This is a genomic window from Anaerostipes stercorihominis, assembly GCF_057535655.1.
The window spans coordinates 277,012-293,930 of record NZ_BAAJCL010000003.1; the positions used below are offsets into that span (position 1 = coordinate 277,012).

Sequence of the window (16,919 nt, forward strand, 5' to 3'; positions counted from 1 at the left end):
AGAAATCTCAAGAATATCCCCTGCCAACGGCTACACAGAAAATATAGACTTCCCGGACCCCAAGACGTTTTAAAATCTTTGTCACCGCCTGAGCAGTGGCACCTGTGGTATAAATATCATCAACTACCAAAATCTTTTTGGGACAATTAAGCTTCCGGTAAAGCTTATCATTCCCCCGAAACGCATGTTCTAAATTTTTTCTTCTCTCAACAGGATTCAGCTGTTTCTGCGGCTTTGTTTCATGAATCCGGGACACTAACTGGCAGCATACCGGACGTCCGACGATCTGACCGATTCCATCGGCAAAAAGTTCTGCCTGATTGAATCCCCTCCTCCTTCTTTTTTTCGGATGAATCGGTACCGGAAGAATCAAATCCGGCTGCAGTCTCTGCAATTGCTGTCCTTTACGCCGCCGAATTTCTTCCAGATAATACTTTGCAAAGATTCTCTTATTTTTATATTTAATCGCTGCCAGAGAATCTGTCACTGGCTTTTGATATATGCACAATCCCATGCCTCTCTTGAAATCCTTTGGATGCTCCCGGCAGTCTTCACAAAATTCCAAATCCGCATCCGATAATGGCTTTCCACAAGAATAACATGTCGGTTCTTCCAAAAACTGAATTTTTTTCTCACATTTTTTACAGACACGCTCCCCTTGATCCAACAGCGCTTTCCCGCACAGTGGACAAACCGGAGGATAAAGAAATGATAACATAGATACCCCCTCCTATCATAACAAAGCGGGCAAGCCCGGACTTTGGCTCATCGCTATCACAAAAAGAGCACGCAAATTAATGCGGCGCTCTCTCCTTGTTCCCAAATTTCGTATATTGCCCCAGCCAGACAAGTTCCACGGTTCCTGTGGAACCGTTTCTCTGCTTATCTACAATAATCTCGGCAATTCCTTTTTTTTCTGAATCTTCATTATAGTATTCATCACGATAAATAAACATTACAACGTCAGCATCCTGCTCAATTGATCCGGATTCTCGCAAATCGGAAAGCATCGGCTTTGCCGGCTTTCGTTCCTCCACTCTTCGGCTTAGCTGCGACAATGCGATTACCGGAGCATCCATCTCCCTTGCAAGCGCTTTTAGGGATCTGGAAATTTCCGAAATTTCCTGTTGTCTTGACTCAGAACGCTTTCCGCCGGACATTAACTGCAAATAATCAATAATAATCAAGTTCAAGCCATGGGTCTGCTTATATCTTCTGCATTTGGACCGCAGCTCTGCGATTGTAATTCCCGGGGTGTCATCAATAATCAACGGTGAACGGCCGATGGTTCCTGCGCTCTCCATAATTTTTTCCCAGTCGGTTTCCTGCAGATCTCCGGTACGGATTGACTGTGAATCAACCATAGATTCCATTGCCATCATACGGGTCACCAGCTGCTCCTTTGACATCTCCAGGCTGAAGATTGCCGTAGGGACATGATCACGAACCGCCGCTCTTTGCGCAATGTTTAAGACAAAGGCTGTTTTTCCCATCGCCGGACGTGCCGCGACAATAATCAGTTCTGAAGGATGCAGACCGGACAATTTATAATCCAAGTCTGTAAAACCGGTAGCAATCCCGGTAACTCTCCCTGCCGAGCTGGCAGCTTCCTCAATGGCATCCAGAGTATTTAATACAACCTTATCAATCGGTACAAATTCCTCCCTGCCGCTTGCCTGCTGCAAAAGACCGAACACATTTTTTTCTGTGTGATCTAAAATTTCAGACACATCATCCTTCCCAAGATAACATTCTGTGGTAATTTCTTCGCTGACTTTAATTAATTTCCGCAGTGTTGCCTTTTCCCGGACAATGGTTGCATATTGCTTTGCATTTGCAGACGTGGGAACCGACTCTAAAAGATCCCGAATAAACTCCAGACTTTTCATAGATTCCGGAACATCTTTCTTTTTCAGTTTATTCTGCAGAGTGATTAGATCCACCGGTTTTCCTTCCCGGTACAGTTCGGACATTGTCTCAAACAAAATTCCATTTTGTTTTTGATAGAAATCTTCCGGTCCGACAATGTCAATAACATCTGCAATGGCATCTCTGTCCATAATCATCGCACCGATAACCGACTGCTCAGCTTCCGGACTATTGGGCTGTATCTTTTTTACAAATGCCTCATCCATAAATTGTGTCCCCTTAAGCCTCTTCCACTTTCACTCTTAATGTAGCCGTTACTTTTGGATGAACTCTGATCGCCACATCATGAAATCCAAGATTCTTAATCGGTTCACAGTGCATTTTTTTCTTGTCCAAATCAAATCCCAGCTGTTTTTTTGCTTCCGCCGAAATTTCTTTCGTAGAAATTGATCCGAAGGTTCTTCCGCCCTCTCCCACTTTCATTTTTAATACAAGCTGTTTTTCCTCGATTTCTTTTGCAAAAACTTTTGCATCCTCCAACGCCTCCGCAGCCAGCTTGTCGTCGTTGGCTTTTCTTAATTTCAAGTCATTCAAAGCCTTTTTTGTAGCTTCAATTCCAAGCCCCTTGCGGAATAACACATTTCTCGCATATCCATTATTGACTTCTACAACTTCATCCTTTTTCCCAACAGATTTTACATCTTCCAACAAAATAACTTTCATCTTTATATTTCTCCTTTTCCTTTTAAAATTCTTAAGGTTTCGCGGATGACAATCTTAGCCTCCTCCAGGGAAACATCCACCAACTGGGCTCCGGCAACGGTCAGATGCCCGCCGCCGCCAAATTCCTCCATAATTTTCTGAACATTAATTTCATCTATAGATCTGGCGCTGATATAAACCTTTTCTCTCACCGCTGTCAGAACAAACGACGCCTGGATTCCTTTAATGTCCAATAATTCATTGGCTACCTGCGCTCCAATAACCGTCGGGCTGTCCACGCCAATTCCCACCAAAGTTGCAATGGCAAATTCATCATATAAAATCTCTGCTTCGCTGATCGCCTTTGCGCGGATTCGATAGGTATCCATGCTCTCTCTGGACATCTTACGGACCTTTGTCAAATCTGCTCCGCTACGTTTGAGATACGCCGCGGCTTCAAAGGTGCGGACTCCCGTTTTATTCACAAAGTTATCCGTATCTACCAACATTCCATAATACATCGCATTTGCTTCCATCGGTTCCAGCTTTGGCTTAGAAGCCACATACTGCAAAATCTCCGCAACCAACTCACAGGTGGAAGATGCATATGGTTCCACATACGAAAGCACTGGATTTTTAATCATATTCTTATTCTTTCTATGATGATCTAAAATCACAGTCGTTTTTGTCTGACTTAACAGTTTCTCACACTCCGTATAACTTGCATGATTGACATCCACTACAATTAACAGTGTATTTTCATCGGTAATTTCTATGGCTTTCTCATTGTCGATAAACATATCCTCGTCATAATCTCCACTTTCCAGTAAAGCTTCCAGCATGGAGCGAACGGATATTGTCATTTCATTCATTACAATGTGTGCCTTGCGGCCGAGAGAAAGCCCCAGACGATACAGACCAACTGCCGCGCCCATCGCATCCGGGTCAGGAATCTTATGCCCCATAATCACAACATTCTCTTTTGATTCCAAAAGCTCTTTCAGCGCATGTGCTTTTACCCTTGCCTTAACTCTGGTTGTTCTTTCCATAACTTCACAGTTTCCGCCATAGTAAGAAATATCTTCTCCGTCTTTGATGACTGCCTGGTCGCCGCCTCTTCCCAAGGCGAGGTCCATTCCGGTACACGCCGACTCATAATTTTCCTGATAGGTGTTTCCATTGATTCCAAAACTAATACTAAGCGTAATATGCATTGAGTTTCCAAGGTTGATGGTCTTGATTTCATCCAGAATCGAGAATTTATTTGCCTTAATTTTATCCAAATATTTCTGTTCAAACACGACAAAATACTTATCTCTCTCGGTTCTCTTTACAATTCCAGATACGTTTTGAATAAATTTATTAATCTTGCGGTCCGCCACCGCAATAAGCATGGAGCGCTTGACCTCATCAATATCATCTAAAATTTCATCATAATTATCAATATAAATCAATCCGATAACCATTCTCTGGTTCTCATTCTGCTCCATATACTTTTTCAGAAGTGTCTGATCGAAGAAATACGCGGCAATCAAACAATGATCCTTTAACATCTGCTGCGAACAGCTTTCATCCTGTTCTCCCAGAAAATCTTCTACACGAATACGATTCAGCTCGACTTTATAAAAAAGTTTTTGTTTTTTACCCTCTGAATCCTTTTTTTTGTATTCAATATGAGAAATTGTATGATTCACGTCCGAAGGCAGTAAATTTCGATTTAAATTGGGAAAAATCTGTTGTAAACTCTTCCCTCTGTTGTCACCTGCAATTTTTTGGAATGCTGCATTCGACCAGATAATCATTCCATCGCCGTCCAGCAGCGAATAGGGAATCGGCAGATCATGAATCAGATAGTTTTGTACCTGTCCCTGTTCAAAGACAAAATTCATGCATTCCTTCACGATCTCTTTCTTGCTGCTTGAATATAAAAAGCACTGAAGCGCAAGATATACCACCAGCACGAATCCCAAAATAATGCCGCAACGAATATCAATCCAAAAAAAGAGAATATCCACCGGCATAAGCAAAATCATTGCCTTTAACGGTCCCTGAAGATATTGGTCGATTTTTGTTTTCTTTATAATGTCCATATTTTACTCCTGATTCAGCTGTTACCAGATTTTAAATATCTTCTATTATACCTCTCTTGAAATGATTTGTACACCGAATTTAAAGAACCCGATTTTTTTAGCCAGGCATTTGCTGGCAGAAGCCTGTTTCATCAGAAATTTTACACAATTTGCGACCAGAGGACAAAGCTTTCCTCTGCTCATCGTGTGCATTCCACAAAGCGTTTTTGTAATATAGGAAAGTCAAAACTTTCCTATATTACAAAAAAGCCGATAGACCCTAAGTTTAGAGTTTATCGGCACTTTCATTGAAAATTATTCTGCTGTATACGGCATTAAACTTAAATGTCTAGCTCTCTTAATTGCTCCTGTGACAGCTCTCTGATGCTTTGCGCATGTTCCTGTAATACGTCTAGGTAAGATCTTACCTCTCTCAGATACATATTTCTTTAATGTCGCTACATCTTTATAATCGATCACAGCGTCAGCTTCTGTACAGAATGTACATACTTTTCTTCTTCTGCGTCCGCCTCTTCTTCTCATTGGAGAATCGCCTTTTGTATAAGCCATGATTTCTACCTCCTATTTAACTAAACGGCAGTTCCTCTTCCAACCCGTCCGGAATATTCATAAACCCATCGCTGACCGCGGCACTTGGCTGCGGTGCGCTCGGTGCAGGAGCGCCCATTCCCATTTGATTCTGGGATGCCGCTGCTTTACTTTCTGCAAAATCCTGCTCTTCAATTACAACATCTGTTGTATAGACTCTCATTCCGTCTTTGTTGGTATAGCTGCCTGTCTGAATTCTTCCGGAAACAACGATTTTTGTACCTTGTTTCAGATACTTCTCTGCAAATTCTCCTGCACGTCCGAATGCCACGCAGTTAATAAAATCTGCATCCTGATCGCCGTCTCTCTTAAACCTTCTGTTCACTGCTAACGTATATCTGGCAACTGCCATCGGTCTGTCTCCCTGTGAGTATCTCACATCCGGATCTCTGGTCAGTCTTCCCATTAATACTACTTTATTCATATTCGGATCCCTCCTGCTAATTACGCATCTTGTTTCACGCATAAGAAACGTAATACAGTTTCCTCAATACGAAGTCTTTCTTCAAGTTCCGCCGGAACTGTAGTTTCGCCTTCGAACTGGATGAAATAGTAGTATCCTTCTTTCATCTTCTGAATTTCGTAAGCTAACTGTTTCTTACCCCATTCATCGACGTTCGTGATTGCAGCACCTGCTGTAGTAATCATTGCCTGAACTTTTTCAATCATAGCTGCACGCTCTTCGTCTTCGATCTTTGCACTTAAAACTAATGCTAATTCATATTTCATCATTACTTTGCACCTCCTTTTGGTCTAGTGGCTCTTTCCTCTGAAAGAGCAAGGATATTTTCATATACCACGAATACTCATGTTATCATAGATCTTTATAATTCGCAAGCTTTTTTTATAAATCCCCGAAAATTTTTCTCCACTAATTTTCTTGATACCATAACCTGTCTTGTACATCCGAGACACCGAAGCCGAAAATCCATTCCTACTCTTAAAATTTCCCACTGGTTTTCCCCACATGGATGCGCTTTTTTCAGTTTGATAACATCACCGACTTGAAATTCCACCTAAGACACCTCCTAAAAAATAATTTTTCTCTGATTATCCAAAACAAATACCTTAAGTGTTTGCTTTGGATAAGATTATAACAGAAAAAAGAACCAGGGTAATCTCCTGATTCTTTTTTCACATCACATTAAGAAGAAGTTCTGATCTACATTTCGGGTTCTGTGGCGTCAATATCACCAAACTTCATTGCCTCATACTGTTCCAAAATCAATTTCTGAATTGTATTTCTCGTATCCGAATTAATCGGATGTGCAATATCACGATATTCCCCATCCGCTGCCTTTCTGCTCGGCATTGCAATAAACAATCCTTTCTCTCCCTCGATCACTTTAATATCATGTACTACAAACTCATTGTCGATGGTAATTGACACAACAGCCTTCATCTTGCCTTCCTTGGCTACTTTTCTGATTCGTACATCTGTAATTTGCATGTTGTCATCCTCCTAGTTTTTTTAAATATAGCTGAAACTCGCTCTCCGGTCCATTCCTGTCTGCAACTTCTTCTTTTTTTCTGACCGATTCTGCTATTTTTAATTATACCACTTTTTTCGGTAGATGTGAACAAATTTCTTTTTTATTTTTATTTTCTTATTATTAATTTTTACTATTTTTTATTCCAGATTCTATTGTGACATGAAATTTTTTCCAGAACCACCACTCTTGCAACTTTTATATCTGTGACTTATAATAAGGAAAGTAAAAAATAACATTGATATTGATATAGAAAGGACACATGAAAATGTATCAGATAGATTTTAAGAAACCAATTCATATTCACTTTATGGGCATCGGAGGGATCAGCATGAGCGGACTGGCAGAGATTCTCTTAAAAGAAGGATTTACCATATCCGGATCTGATATTCGCTCCACAGAAATCACCGACCGTCTGGAGCAAAAGGGCGCAAAAATTTTCTTTGAACAAACTGCTGAAAATATTACACCGGATATTGATCTTGTAGTCTACACTGCCGCAATCCATTTTGATACCAATGCAGAATATCAGGCCGCAGCATCGTTGAAAATTCCAACGATGAGCCGCGCAGCGCTCCTTGGACAGCTTATGCATAATTATAAAAATGCAATCGCAATTTCCGGAACCCACGGCAAGACCACAACAACCTCTATGCTTTCTCACATACTTCTTGCCGGTGAAACAGACCCGACCATCAGTGTTGGCGGAATCTTAGACGCCATTGGCGGCAACATCCGTGTGGGTCGCTCCGATACCTTTGTTACCGAAGCCTGTGAATATACCAACAGTTTTTTGGAATTTTTCCCGAAAATCAGCATAATTTTAAATATTGAAGAAGATCATATGGACTTTTTTAAAGACCTTGACGATATTCGACATTCCTTTCGGCAATTTGCTCACAAACTCCCCGATTACGGATATCTGATCATCAATGGAGAAATTGACAATCTCGACTACATTGTCCACGATTTAGAAGCAGATTATGCAACCTTCGGGCTCAACGATGATTCTTTTGACTTCTCTGCAAAAAATATCGGATATGATGCTTTTGGACATGCACATTTTGATTATTATTTTCGTGGGGAATTTGTTGATACCATTCAGCTCAATGTCAATGGAGAACACAACGTCAAAAATGCTTTGGCTGCGATTGCTGCCGCAAAAAGAATTGATCTTCCGATGAGTGCTGTCAAACAAGGTCTTCTCGGATTCTCCGGCGCAAAACGCCGTTTTGAATTCAAAGGAACCTGCAATGGATTCACCGTGATTGATGATTATGCGCATCATCCCACAGAAATCCGCGCTACTTTGACTTCCTGTAAAAATTATCCTCATAATGAGTTGTGGTGTGTTTTCCAACCTCATACCTACACGCGGACTTTGGCATTCCTCAATGATTTTGCCAAAGCCCTGAGTCTCTGTGACCATGTAATCATTACGGATATCTATGCTGCAAGAGAAAAAAACACCGGGGTTGTCCACGCCCGCAATATTGTAGAACGCATGGCAGCATATGATGTGGATGCCCACTATATTAAAGATTTTGATGACATTGAACAATTTATTTTAAAAAATTGTAAAAAAAATGATTTGTTGATAACTATGGGAGCTGGAAACGTCGATTCTATCGGAAATCATCTGGTCAGCAGATAGTTATCCACATTATCCACAGGTTTGTACACAGTTGTTGAAAAATAGACCTGTGGATTTCTTTTTCTTTTTTCCACAATTGTAAAATCTATGTAAATGGCTTATTCTCGTATTTCTTATTTTCTTATCCACATTATCCACACTATCCACAGGTTTTTCCACAAATCCTCTGTGGATTCTGCCTCTATTTACAATTTTCCTCATCTGCGTTATAGTCACATTAGATGATATAAAATAAAAAAGGGGACATTGCCATGAACTATATTCAGGTCACAACTACATATCCAACCGGAGGAACACTGCTTCCGAATGCTTTTGTTGATAACTATATGATTCGTGCCAACGGAGAGTACATCAAAGTTTATATTTATCTCCTCCGCATGGTTTCTGACGGGGCAAATTTCAGTATTCCGTGCCTCGCTGATGTTTTAGAGCTCACCGAACGCGATGTCACCCGCGCATTAAAATACTGGGAAAAAGAATCTCTTCTGAAGATTGAGATGAATCAAAGAGAAATTCAATCCATTGAACTTCTTCCGATTCCCGGACATCCGGTTCCTCCGATTCAGACGGAGGATGCTTCTGATTCTGCCGTATCCGAACCGTCGGATGTTCAGGAAAATTCCGTAGCCAGTGAGGCAATTCCCGCTATGAAAACACTATCCCCGGCTCAGTTACAGAAAAAAAGCGAGGATGAACGTTTTTCTTATCTTCTCTATGTTTGTGAAATGTTTTTGGGCAAGCCTCTGACCTGCACAGATATGAATACTCTTCTGTATATGTATGAAGATCTGTCCATGTCCTGTGAACTCATTGAATATTTGGTTGAGCACTGTGTCTCCAACGGCAAAAAAAGTTTTCGCTATATGCAGACCGTTGCAATCAACTGGTATGAATGCAATATAAAAACTCCGGAAGAAGCAAAATCCCACAGCCAGAACTTCCGAAAAGAATATTATTCCATCATGCGCGCTTTTGGGTTAAATCAAAATCCTGCGCCGATTCAGGAACAGTACATGAAGCGCTGGCTGGAAACCGATGGTTTCGATCTGGCCTTGATTCTTGAAGCCTGCAACCGCACAATCAACGCTATTAATAAGCCAAGCTTTCCTTATGCGGATACTATTTTAAAACATTGGAAAGATAACCATATCGTATCTCTGGAGCAGGCACGCATTTTTAAACAGCCTTCCAGAGCTCCAAAAACATTCGTCAACCAAAACAACCATGCAAATCTCCATAATTTTAAACAGAGAGATTATGATTTTGACGCACTGGAACAGCAGCTTCTGCAAAAACAATTTTCTGATGAAATAAGGGAGAATTAATCTATGCCTTTATCCAATACCGATTATCAAAAAATTATGCGAATGTATGAGTCCAGACGACTTTCCAATTATCACACACAGGAACAGAGAAAAAAGGATATTTATGCTGCAATTCCCCGCATCAAAGAGCTGGATCTTCAAATGACTCATAATTCGATTGCCCTGGGAAAGAAACTAATTCTGAAAGATGATCCGGTCCTCAGAGAAGAATGCCGGACAAAGAATGCAGCCCTTGCCCGAGAAAAACTCTGCCTCCTCAGAGACGCAGGATATCCGGAAGATTATTTAGAACCGATTTATCATTGCGGCAAATGTCAGGATACCGGATATATCGGACAGGAACCATGTTCCTGTTTTCGTCAGGCTATGATCGATCTTTTGTATACCGGTTCAAATATGGATCGAATTCTTGCCCGCGAAAATTTCAAGCAATTTCGGGAAGACTACTATTCTGATGAAATTACTGCCAGCGGACTTCCAAGCCCACGGCTGAACATTCAGAAAATTGTAAATCACTGCAAAGCATTTATTTCCAGATTTCCAAACCATGAGAACATTCTTTTTCAAGGGTCTACCGGTGTCGGCAAAACATTTTTAAGCCACTGCATTGCAAAAGAAATCATGGATCTTGGCTATACTTGTGTATATATGACAGCTTTCCAATTATTTGATACGCTGGCAAAACATACATTTGGAAAGGAAAAAGATCCGAAACAGGAAATATCCGCCGATCTTATTTTTCAGTGCGATCTTCTGATCATTGATGACTTAGGCACCGAGATGATGAACAAATTTGTAATTTCTCAATTATTTCAATGCCTGAATGAACGCCTGATTCAAGAGAAATCTACCATTATTTCCACAAATTTATCTCTTCAGGATTTCCGAAATATTTATTCTGAGAGAATCTTTTCAAGGATTATTGAGAATTATTCCTGGCATCAAATATATGGCGAGGACATTCGTTTTAAGAAATCAAACTTGACGTAATCAAATTATAATGATATAAAAAACTATAGAACAATATACGAAGGAGATAGTATCATGAGACGATCTGACCGTAACTTTACAAAGATTCCCGACGGAAAACTTGGAATCATCGCCCTGGAAGGCTGTGAGGCACTTGGCGAAGCCATCGACCATTACATTATTCAATGGAGAAAAGAAAGTCATGGAGCTTTCAAAGATTCTGTTGCATGCGACGGCTACCTGAGAGACACCTATTTGCTCAATGCCAGCTGTCCCCGCTTCGGATCCGGAGAAGCAAAAGGACTCATTCGTGAATCTGTCCGCGACATGGATTTATACATTCTTGTGGACGTACTGAATTACAGCATTACCTATTCCTTAAACGGACAAATCAACCACATGTCACCGGATGATCATTACGCTGACTTAAAACGTATCATCAGTGCTGCTGCCGGAAAAGCAAAAAGCGTCAATGTCATTATGCCGTTCCTCTATGAAAGCAGACAGCACAAAAGAAGTACCCGTGAATCCTTAGACTGTGCAGTGATGCTGCAGGAATTGGTTAATCTTGGTGTCGATAATCTGATTACTTTCGATGCCCATGATCCTCGTGTACAGAATGCTATTCCAATCAGTGGATTCGATAATGTACAGCCGACTTATCAATTTGTAAAATCTCTGGTAGAGCAATGTGATGATGTGAAGTTCGACAAAGACCATTTAATGGTAATCAGTCCCGATGAGGGAGCAATGCAGCGTGCGATCTATATGGCAAATGTCATTGGCGTGGATGTGGGAATGTTCTACAAACGTCGTGATTTTACGAAAGTAATTGACGGACGCAATCCGATTGTCGCTCATGAATTTCTCGGTGATTCCTTAGATGGAAAAGATGTTCTGATCATTGACGATATGATTTCTTCCGGCGAAAGTATGATTGACGTAGCCAAAGAATTGAAACGCAGAAATGCAAAACGCGTTTTCTGTCTTTCCACATTCGGTCTCTTTACAAACGGTCTGGAAGTTTTTGATCGTGCTATCGAAGACGGTACCATTGCCAAAGTTATTACGACCAATTTGATATATCAGACTCCGGAATTATTATCCCGCGACTGGTATGCATCTTCCGATGTATCCAAATATGTAGCACTCTTAATTGATACACTGAATCATGACGCTTCCATCAGCGAATTATTAAATCCTACGGAACGCATCAAAGAGTATTTAGAAAAAAAGAATGTAAAATAAAGCTCTCTCTTCCCTATATTACAAAAAGGAGATCTACAGTTTCATACTTGTAGATCTCCTTTTTTTATTCCCGACCGTCCTGAGAAGGCGATGCCGTCGTGCTTGGCGCCGCCGTTGTCGGAGCTGCCGTGGTCGTCGGCGCTGCTGTGGTTGGAGCTGCCGTCGTCGTTGTTGTGGCCTTCTCCGTTTTTTCTGTTGTGGTCTCCTCTGTCGTTGTCGTATCCTGACCGGTCGTTGTTTCCGTAGAACTTCCTGAATCCGTATAACTTCCCCCCAAGGTTTTATCGGAAGAGAATTCAGAGTGAATTTCATTCATAAAGTTACTCCAAATGGTTTTTGGATAAGAACCTCCGCTCAGTTCCGGCATGATCTTATTATCATCCCGTCCAACCCAAATTGCAGTTGTATAATATGGAGTATAACCACAGAACCATCCATCACGGTTGCTGGTTGTCGTACCAGTTTTTCCGGCAGTATCCACATTCGGAACCTTTGCCCCCGCACCTGTTCCGGAAGTTACAACGCTCTGCAAAATGTCCGTCATAGCATTGGCTGCATTTTCAGAATAAATTCTGCGTCTCTTTGCAGAACTGGACATCACCTCATCTCCATCAGAGGTTGTTATTTTGGTAATGCAGGTAGGCTCCCGGTAAACTCCGTCATTTTGCAGTGCGGCATATCCTGATGCCATTTCTTCCGACGTTGTTCCTTTTGTAAAACCACCAATACACGTTGTGTAATACGTATAATCTTCATCGGTCAGATACTTAAAGTTCATCTCTTCTAAATATTTCAAACAGGTCTTTGGTCCCATCTGCTCATAAAGACGCATTGTCACAACATTACTTGATTTCTCCACAGCTCTTCGCAGTGAAATCTGACCGGAATAAGATCCTCCGGAATTTCGCACACGATGTTTGTCATCGGAAGCCATCGGCGAATCATTGACAACAGAGCTGGCAGACCATCCATGCTCCAATGCCGGCGCAAATACAAGCAATGGTTTAATACTACTTCCCGGCTGTCTTGGACTTTGATATGCCCGATTTAACGTGTAACCGATGTTCTCCTGCTCTCTTCCTCCGACAATTGCCACAACCTTACCCGTCTCATTATCAATACAGGTTCCCGATGCCTGTGTCTTATAAATTCCATTTTTATCTTTCTCTGTATAGCCATTTAAAGAATCATCGACACTTTTTTGCAGCTCATCCTGTACCTCAGGATCAATGGATGTATAAATATGATATCCTGCACTGTAAAGCGTTCTTTTACACTCTGCATACATCTTATCATATTCATCCTCATATTTTTCTTTCTCTGCATCCGTATCAAAGTCATATTGGAACTCAAAGCCCTTCTGCTTCATAATTTCTTTCGTAGCACAGTGAATCACATAAGTCTCAATATAATTTTTCTTTTCTTCCTTCTGCTGAGAAGTCTTGATTTTAATTTCTTCATCCAGGGCTTCCTCATATTGATCTTTGCGAATTAAATCCTGCTCATACATATCCTTCAGGATCTTTCTCTGCCTTGTCATTGTTTTTTCTTTATGTTCCAGTGGATTATACATTGTAGGCGCATTTGGAATGGCACACAAAAACGCCGCCTCTGCCATTGTCAAATCTTTCGCACTTTTATTAAAATATCCCCTGCTGGCTGCCTCGATACCATAATATCCATTGGCAAAGTATACATTATTTAAATAGAACTCAATAATTTGATCTTTGGAATATTTTTTCTCAAGTTCCACCGCCACAAACATTTCTTTTACTTTTCTTTGCCATGAAACCTCTCTGTTTAGAAAGACAGTTCTGGCAAGCTGCTGGGTGATGGTACTTCCTCCCTGTGTGATCTCTCCTTTCTTTACGACAAAAGATACTGCTGCCCGGAAGACTCCCTTATAATCTACGCCGCTGTGCTTATAAAAATTTCGATCTTCCACCGAAATCATAGAGGCCACCGCATATACCGGCAGATCCTTATACTTCAAATAGTATGCATCTTTCTCACCTTTAAACTTCGTTAACTGCTTTCCATTGGTATCATAAACAATGCTCGTCTGAGATGCCCGGAATGTTTCTTCCGTCGCATTAGCAACCAACTTCTTTGCCTCACTCCGAAGTTTCATAACCTTAATTCCGAAAGTAAACCAGCCGACAACGACCAGAAATAAAAAGACAATCGAAACTTTCAAAAGAATCTTTCTTTTCTTTCCTTTTTTCTTTCTCTTTTTCTTTCTTTCGGGAATCAGTTTCTTGGTTTCCTTTGTTTCTTCAGCCATATTCCTTTCACCTTTCGTTTGATTTTGATCCCAACATCTAATTGTAATTGTAACATAAAATATATGATCGCTACACTTTTTACTTCGACATACTTCGCTTTTTCCAGACAATTCTAATTCGTATAACTGTAAAAAATACTTCCGGCAGCTTTCAATTCTTTTTCCAAAGAAGCTCTATTTACTTTTACAGATTTTCCCGTCAATGGATCATAATATCTCAGATCTGATTGATTATAACTCATAAGCAACACATAGGTTCCATCTTTTCTCTTTGCCATGACAGATCTGTTTTTGCTGATCGCATAAACAAGATCTTCCATACTGCAATCTGAATAATTCACGGCATTTCGGTCAAACACCTCAAACAGCTTATCATATGCAGAACCACGCATCTTCTTTATCTTATCATAGCTTGTGTCAATATTCTCTGCCTGCGCCATCATTAAAATACACGCAATATCTGTCTCATCTTTCGATTTTGCTTTCACCATAGGAATATTAGAACATCTTGCGTAAGTTTTCGCAATTCCCTTTTCCCATAAATACATCTGATGATAATTAACAACCACTCCGCCGCCATCCTTCGCATCCTTTACCGCATCTTTCATATTACTGTACACACCAGAAAGTTTTCCTCCGGTATAAACATAGGCATCCTGATATTTAAAATTATTTTCTGCAAATTTTACCGAAATATTTTCATCCTGTTCCATCACGTTGGTCGATAAATAATTCGGTCTTGACTGAATGTAGACATTATCCGGAAATGACAAGTACAATTGATTCAATCTTGTACCGGTATATCCATAGACAAATACAACCTTATTCTCCGTCTTTTTCTTATACCGCACATAGCTTGTATCTTTCTTTTGATAACGGCTGCCTTTTTTCACAGAATTGGTCAGCATGACGGTCGTGCCATCAATCTTTGCTTCCGTAATATAAACGCCTTTTTGTTCATACTCTTTTAAGATCTTATCCTGATTCTGTATCAAAACCTTTTCCAGAGGATACAGATAGGTTCCGTCTTTCTTGCGGACAATCTGACTTTTCTTTCCAATTCCGTATACAAAGTCTTTTTCAATGAATCCAATCGGCCGCAGAACCTCATCATCCTCACATTTGATTTCATATTTCTTATCCTGTGACAAATCAATCATCTCCAGAGCATTCTTGCATCGGTTCACTGCCAGCATTCCATTTTCTGAAACCACTGCCATATCATCTGTCACATTCTTTTGTAAAACACTGCTTTTTTCGGAATCAAGATCCACATGATAAACTGCTCCGTCCAAATAAAAATAGAACTGATCATCCTCACTTAGAAACGCGCCTTTTTGAATATCATTTTTCATCATCTCATACTGAATTTTTGTAGGTATGAACGCCAATTCTTCAATCTTTTGATCATCTGCCGAAAAACGGTACACTGCAATTCCATTCTCCCCTTCGTGAGCTCCACGATTCATATATCCATAGACAAGAAAGGACATATCGCCATTTGATTCCATATTCATAATTCGAATCCCGTGTTTTTGATAGTTGCTGCGTCCTTCCCGATAATCCTCTCCTACAAAAGAGAACACTTTATGCATATTGGAATTCTGATAATCATAATACCAAAGTTCATTCTGCACCACAAATGCCGCCTTTTTTCCTCCATTTTGACTGACCAGTTGCTTATCACTGCTGCCGATCCCAATCAAAATTCTGTTGTTTGCCCGATCAATGGTATCATAACGCATATAGGCTTCCATATTTCTTTCATAATTTAAAAGATACATTCGGTCTTTGGCATACCGAATTCTGAAATATTCCGTCGCCTGATAATATTGTTTGGTTCCATCGGTATTTTCCACAGACAAAATATACCGCAATTCTAAGGAAGTCACATTTTCAGAAATCTCTTTTACCGTAGCCGGATATATACACTCCACCTGAGGTTTTAAACTCGCATAGGCTACCGCCTCCGGTGTAGATTTTAAATTTACCTGAGAAAGATCATTGGATGTTGTACCTTCCTTTGTCTCTAAATATTGACTGATAAATTCTGTGTTCCCTTCCGATAATGCCGCTGCATGAAATTTTTCTGCAAAATTCAGACATTCTTTTAAATGAAAACTGGTGCCATATTGAATTCTGGTAAAGTATCGTATTGTTTTTCCATCCTGTTTCAGTGAGAATTCCACTAAATACGTCTTTCCGGAATCTAAACGTTCTTCAATCGTAAGATTCGCAGCCGTCTCTCCTTTGATCTTTTGAAAGCCTGTATCACCTTTATCCAGAACAGTTTTGTTATCCGTATCATAAATTTTATAGCTGAGAGCCTCCACCTTCTCCTCAGCTTCCGTTAAAATCGCTTTCATTTGATTCTTATAAACGGGTGTTACACTGTCACGCAGTAAGGAGGCATCTACATCACCCTGATATCCATGAAGTTGATTTATTTCTTGTCCGTCTGCAGATAACGTCAAAAGCGGCAGCTTTGCCTGTGAAGTCTCTGTAACACCCTTATTATGGCTCCCTACTAAAACATAATTCCAAATCAGCAGGGAAGCGATAAAAACAGCTCCAAAAATAGATAGTTCAATTGTCTTACTATGCCTCATTTGTTTCTCCTTTTTTCCGATATCGGACAAAGCCTCTTCCCCATCATTTTATCCGTTTTTTACCTTTTATACAACCATTTTAAGAAATCTT

Annotated in this window: 15 protein-coding genes; 4 read left to right on the forward strand and 11 right to left on the reverse strand. The window is 40.4% G+C overall.

Annotated features, from left to right (window positions below):
- Nucleotides 1-7: 7 nt before the first annotated feature.
- From AC27EF_RS05185 to spoVG, 9 genes are all read right to left on the reverse strand, one after another.
- Entirely contained in the window at nucleotides 8-718 is a 711-nt protein-coding gene (locus AC27EF_RS05185) for a ComF family protein (protein ID WP_487109369.1), read from the reverse strand.
- 76 nt (nucleotides 719-794) lie between these two features.
- Complete coding sequence (dnaB, locus tag AC27EF_RS05190; protein WP_487109370.1) at nucleotides 795-2,135, reverse strand: replicative DNA helicase; 1,341 nt, start codon at nucleotides 2,133-2,135, stop codon at nucleotides 795-797.
- Nucleotides 2,136-2,148: 13 nt separating this feature from the next.
- Entirely contained in the window at nucleotides 2,149-2,592 is a 444-nt protein-coding gene (gene rplI, locus AC27EF_RS05195) for a 50S ribosomal protein L9 (RefSeq protein ID WP_487109371.1), read from the reverse strand.
- Between the two features lie 2 nt (nucleotides 2,593-2,594).
- Nucleotides 2,595-4,661 (reverse strand): DHH family phosphoesterase, encoded by a 2,067-nt coding sequence (locus AC27EF_RS05200; RefSeq protein WP_487109372.1) that lies wholly within the window; start codon nucleotides 4,659-4,661, stop codon nucleotides 2,595-2,597.
- A 294-nt stretch (nucleotides 4,662-4,955) separates the two neighbouring features.
- Nucleotides 4,956-5,210 carry a 30S ribosomal protein S18 gene (rpsR, locus tag AC27EF_RS05205; RefSeq protein WP_487109373.1) on the reverse strand — a complete coding sequence of 85 codons (255 nt, stop codon included), beginning with the start codon at nucleotides 5,208-5,210 and terminating at the stop codon, nucleotides 4,956-4,958.
- A 16-nt stretch (nucleotides 5,211-5,226) separates the two neighbouring features.
- Entirely contained in the window at nucleotides 5,227-5,673 is a 447-nt protein-coding gene (locus AC27EF_RS05210; protein WP_487109374.1) for a single-stranded DNA-binding protein, read from the reverse strand.
- A 20-nt stretch (nucleotides 5,674-5,693) separates the two neighbouring features.
- On the reverse strand, nucleotides 5,694-5,981 hold the full coding sequence (gene rpsF / locus AC27EF_RS05215; protein ID WP_487109375.1) for a 30S ribosomal protein S6: 288 nt from the start codon (nucleotides 5,979-5,981) through the stop codon (nucleotides 5,694-5,696).
- Nucleotides 5,982-6,073: 92 nt separating this feature from the next.
- Nucleotides 6,074-6,265: a DUF951 domain-containing protein gene (locus tag AC27EF_RS05220; RefSeq protein ID WP_487109376.1), complete on the reverse strand. Its 192-nt coding sequence runs from the start codon at nucleotides 6,263-6,265 to the stop codon at nucleotides 6,074-6,076.
- Between the two features lie 146 nt (nucleotides 6,266-6,411).
- Entirely contained in the window at nucleotides 6,412-6,699 is a 288-nt protein-coding gene (spoVG, locus tag AC27EF_RS05225) for a septation regulator SpoVG (RefSeq protein ID WP_487109378.1), read from the reverse strand.
- Nucleotides 6,700-7,007: 308 nt separating this feature from the next.
- Between spoVG and murC the strand changes: the two genes are divergently transcribed.
- The 4 genes from murC (at nucleotide 7,008) to AC27EF_RS05245 (ending at nucleotide 11,935) form a co-directional block, all read left to right on the forward strand.
- Nucleotides 7,008-8,393 carry a UDP-N-acetylmuramate--L-alanine ligase gene (gene murC / locus AC27EF_RS05230; protein ID WP_487109379.1) on the forward strand — a complete coding sequence of 462 codons (1,386 nt, stop codon included), beginning with the start codon at nucleotides 7,008-7,010 and terminating at the stop codon, nucleotides 8,391-8,393.
- 251 nt (nucleotides 8,394-8,644) lie between these two features.
- Complete coding sequence (locus AC27EF_RS05235) at nucleotides 8,645-9,718, forward strand: DnaD domain protein (protein WP_487109380.1); 1,074 nt, start codon at nucleotides 8,645-8,647, stop codon at nucleotides 9,716-9,718.
- 3 nt (nucleotides 9,719-9,721) lie between these two features.
- Nucleotides 9,722-10,708: an ATP-binding protein gene (locus AC27EF_RS05240; RefSeq protein ID WP_487109381.1), complete on the forward strand. Its 987-nt coding sequence runs from the start codon at nucleotides 9,722-9,724 to the stop codon at nucleotides 10,706-10,708.
- Between the two features lie 54 nt (nucleotides 10,709-10,762).
- Entirely contained in the window at nucleotides 10,763-11,935 is a 1,173-nt protein-coding gene (locus tag AC27EF_RS05245; RefSeq protein ID WP_487109383.1) for a ribose-phosphate pyrophosphokinase, read from the forward strand.
- A gap of 64 nt (nucleotides 11,936-11,999) precedes the next feature.
- Here the strand turns inward: AC27EF_RS05245 and AC27EF_RS05250 are convergent, their stop codons facing one another.
- Entirely contained in the window at nucleotides 12,000-14,219 is a 2,220-nt protein-coding gene (locus tag AC27EF_RS05250; protein WP_487109384.1) for a transglycosylase domain-containing protein, read from the reverse strand.
- A gap of 113 nt (nucleotides 14,220-14,332) precedes the next feature.
- Entirely contained in the window at nucleotides 14,333-16,828 is a 2,496-nt protein-coding gene (locus AC27EF_RS05255) for a hypothetical protein (RefSeq protein ID WP_487109385.1), read from the reverse strand.
- Nucleotides 16,829-16,919 lie beyond the last annotated feature (91 nt).

Bases quoted from the DNA above. Each gene is read 5' to 3' on its own strand.
- AC27EF_RS05185 (WP_487109369.1), bottom strand. From the start codon at position 718: ATGTTATCATTTCTTTATCCTCCGGTTTGTCCACTGTGCGGGAAAGCG.
- dnaB (WP_487109370.1), bottom strand. From the start codon at position 2,135: ATGGATGAGGCATTTGTAAAAAAGATACAGCCCAATAGTCCGGAAGCT.
- rplI (WP_487109371.1), bottom strand. From the start codon at position 2,592: ATGAAAGTTATTTTGTTGGAAGATGTAAAATCTGTTGGGAAAAAGGAT.
- AC27EF_RS05200 (WP_487109372.1), bottom strand. From the start codon at position 4,661: ATGGACATTATAAAGAAAACAAAAATCGACCAATATCTTCAGGGACCG.
- rpsR (WP_487109373.1), bottom strand. From the start codon at position 5,210: ATGGCTTATACAAAAGGCGATTCTCCAATGAGAAGAAGAGGCGGACGC.
- AC27EF_RS05210 (WP_487109374.1), bottom strand. From the start codon at position 5,673: ATGAATAAAGTAGTATTAATGGGAAGACTGACCAGAGATCCGGATGTG.
- rpsF (WP_487109375.1), bottom strand. From the start codon at position 5,981: ATGATGAAATATGAATTAGCATTAGTTTTAAGTGCAAAGATCGAAGAC.
- spoVG (WP_487109378.1), bottom strand. From the start codon at position 6,699: ATGCAAATTACAGATGTACGAATCAGAAAAGTAGCCAAGGAAGGCAAG.
- murC (WP_487109379.1), top strand. From the start codon at position 7,008: ATGTATCAGATAGATTTTAAGAAACCAATTCATATTCACTTTATGGGC.
- AC27EF_RS05235 (WP_487109380.1), top strand. From the start codon at position 8,645: ATGAACTATATTCAGGTCACAACTACATATCCAACCGGAGGAACACTG.
- AC27EF_RS05240 (WP_487109381.1), top strand. From the start codon at position 9,722: ATGCCTTTATCCAATACCGATTATCAAAAAATTATGCGAATGTATGAG.
- AC27EF_RS05245 (WP_487109383.1), top strand. From the start codon at position 10,763: ATGAGACGATCTGACCGTAACTTTACAAAGATTCCCGACGGAAAACTT.
- AC27EF_RS05250 (WP_487109384.1), bottom strand. From the start codon at position 14,219: ATGGCTGAAGAAACAAAGGAAACCAAGAAACTGATTCCCGAAAGAAAG.
- AC27EF_RS05255 (WP_487109385.1), bottom strand. From the start codon at position 16,828: ATGAGGCATAGTAAGACAATTGAACTATCTATTTTTGGAGCTGTTTTT.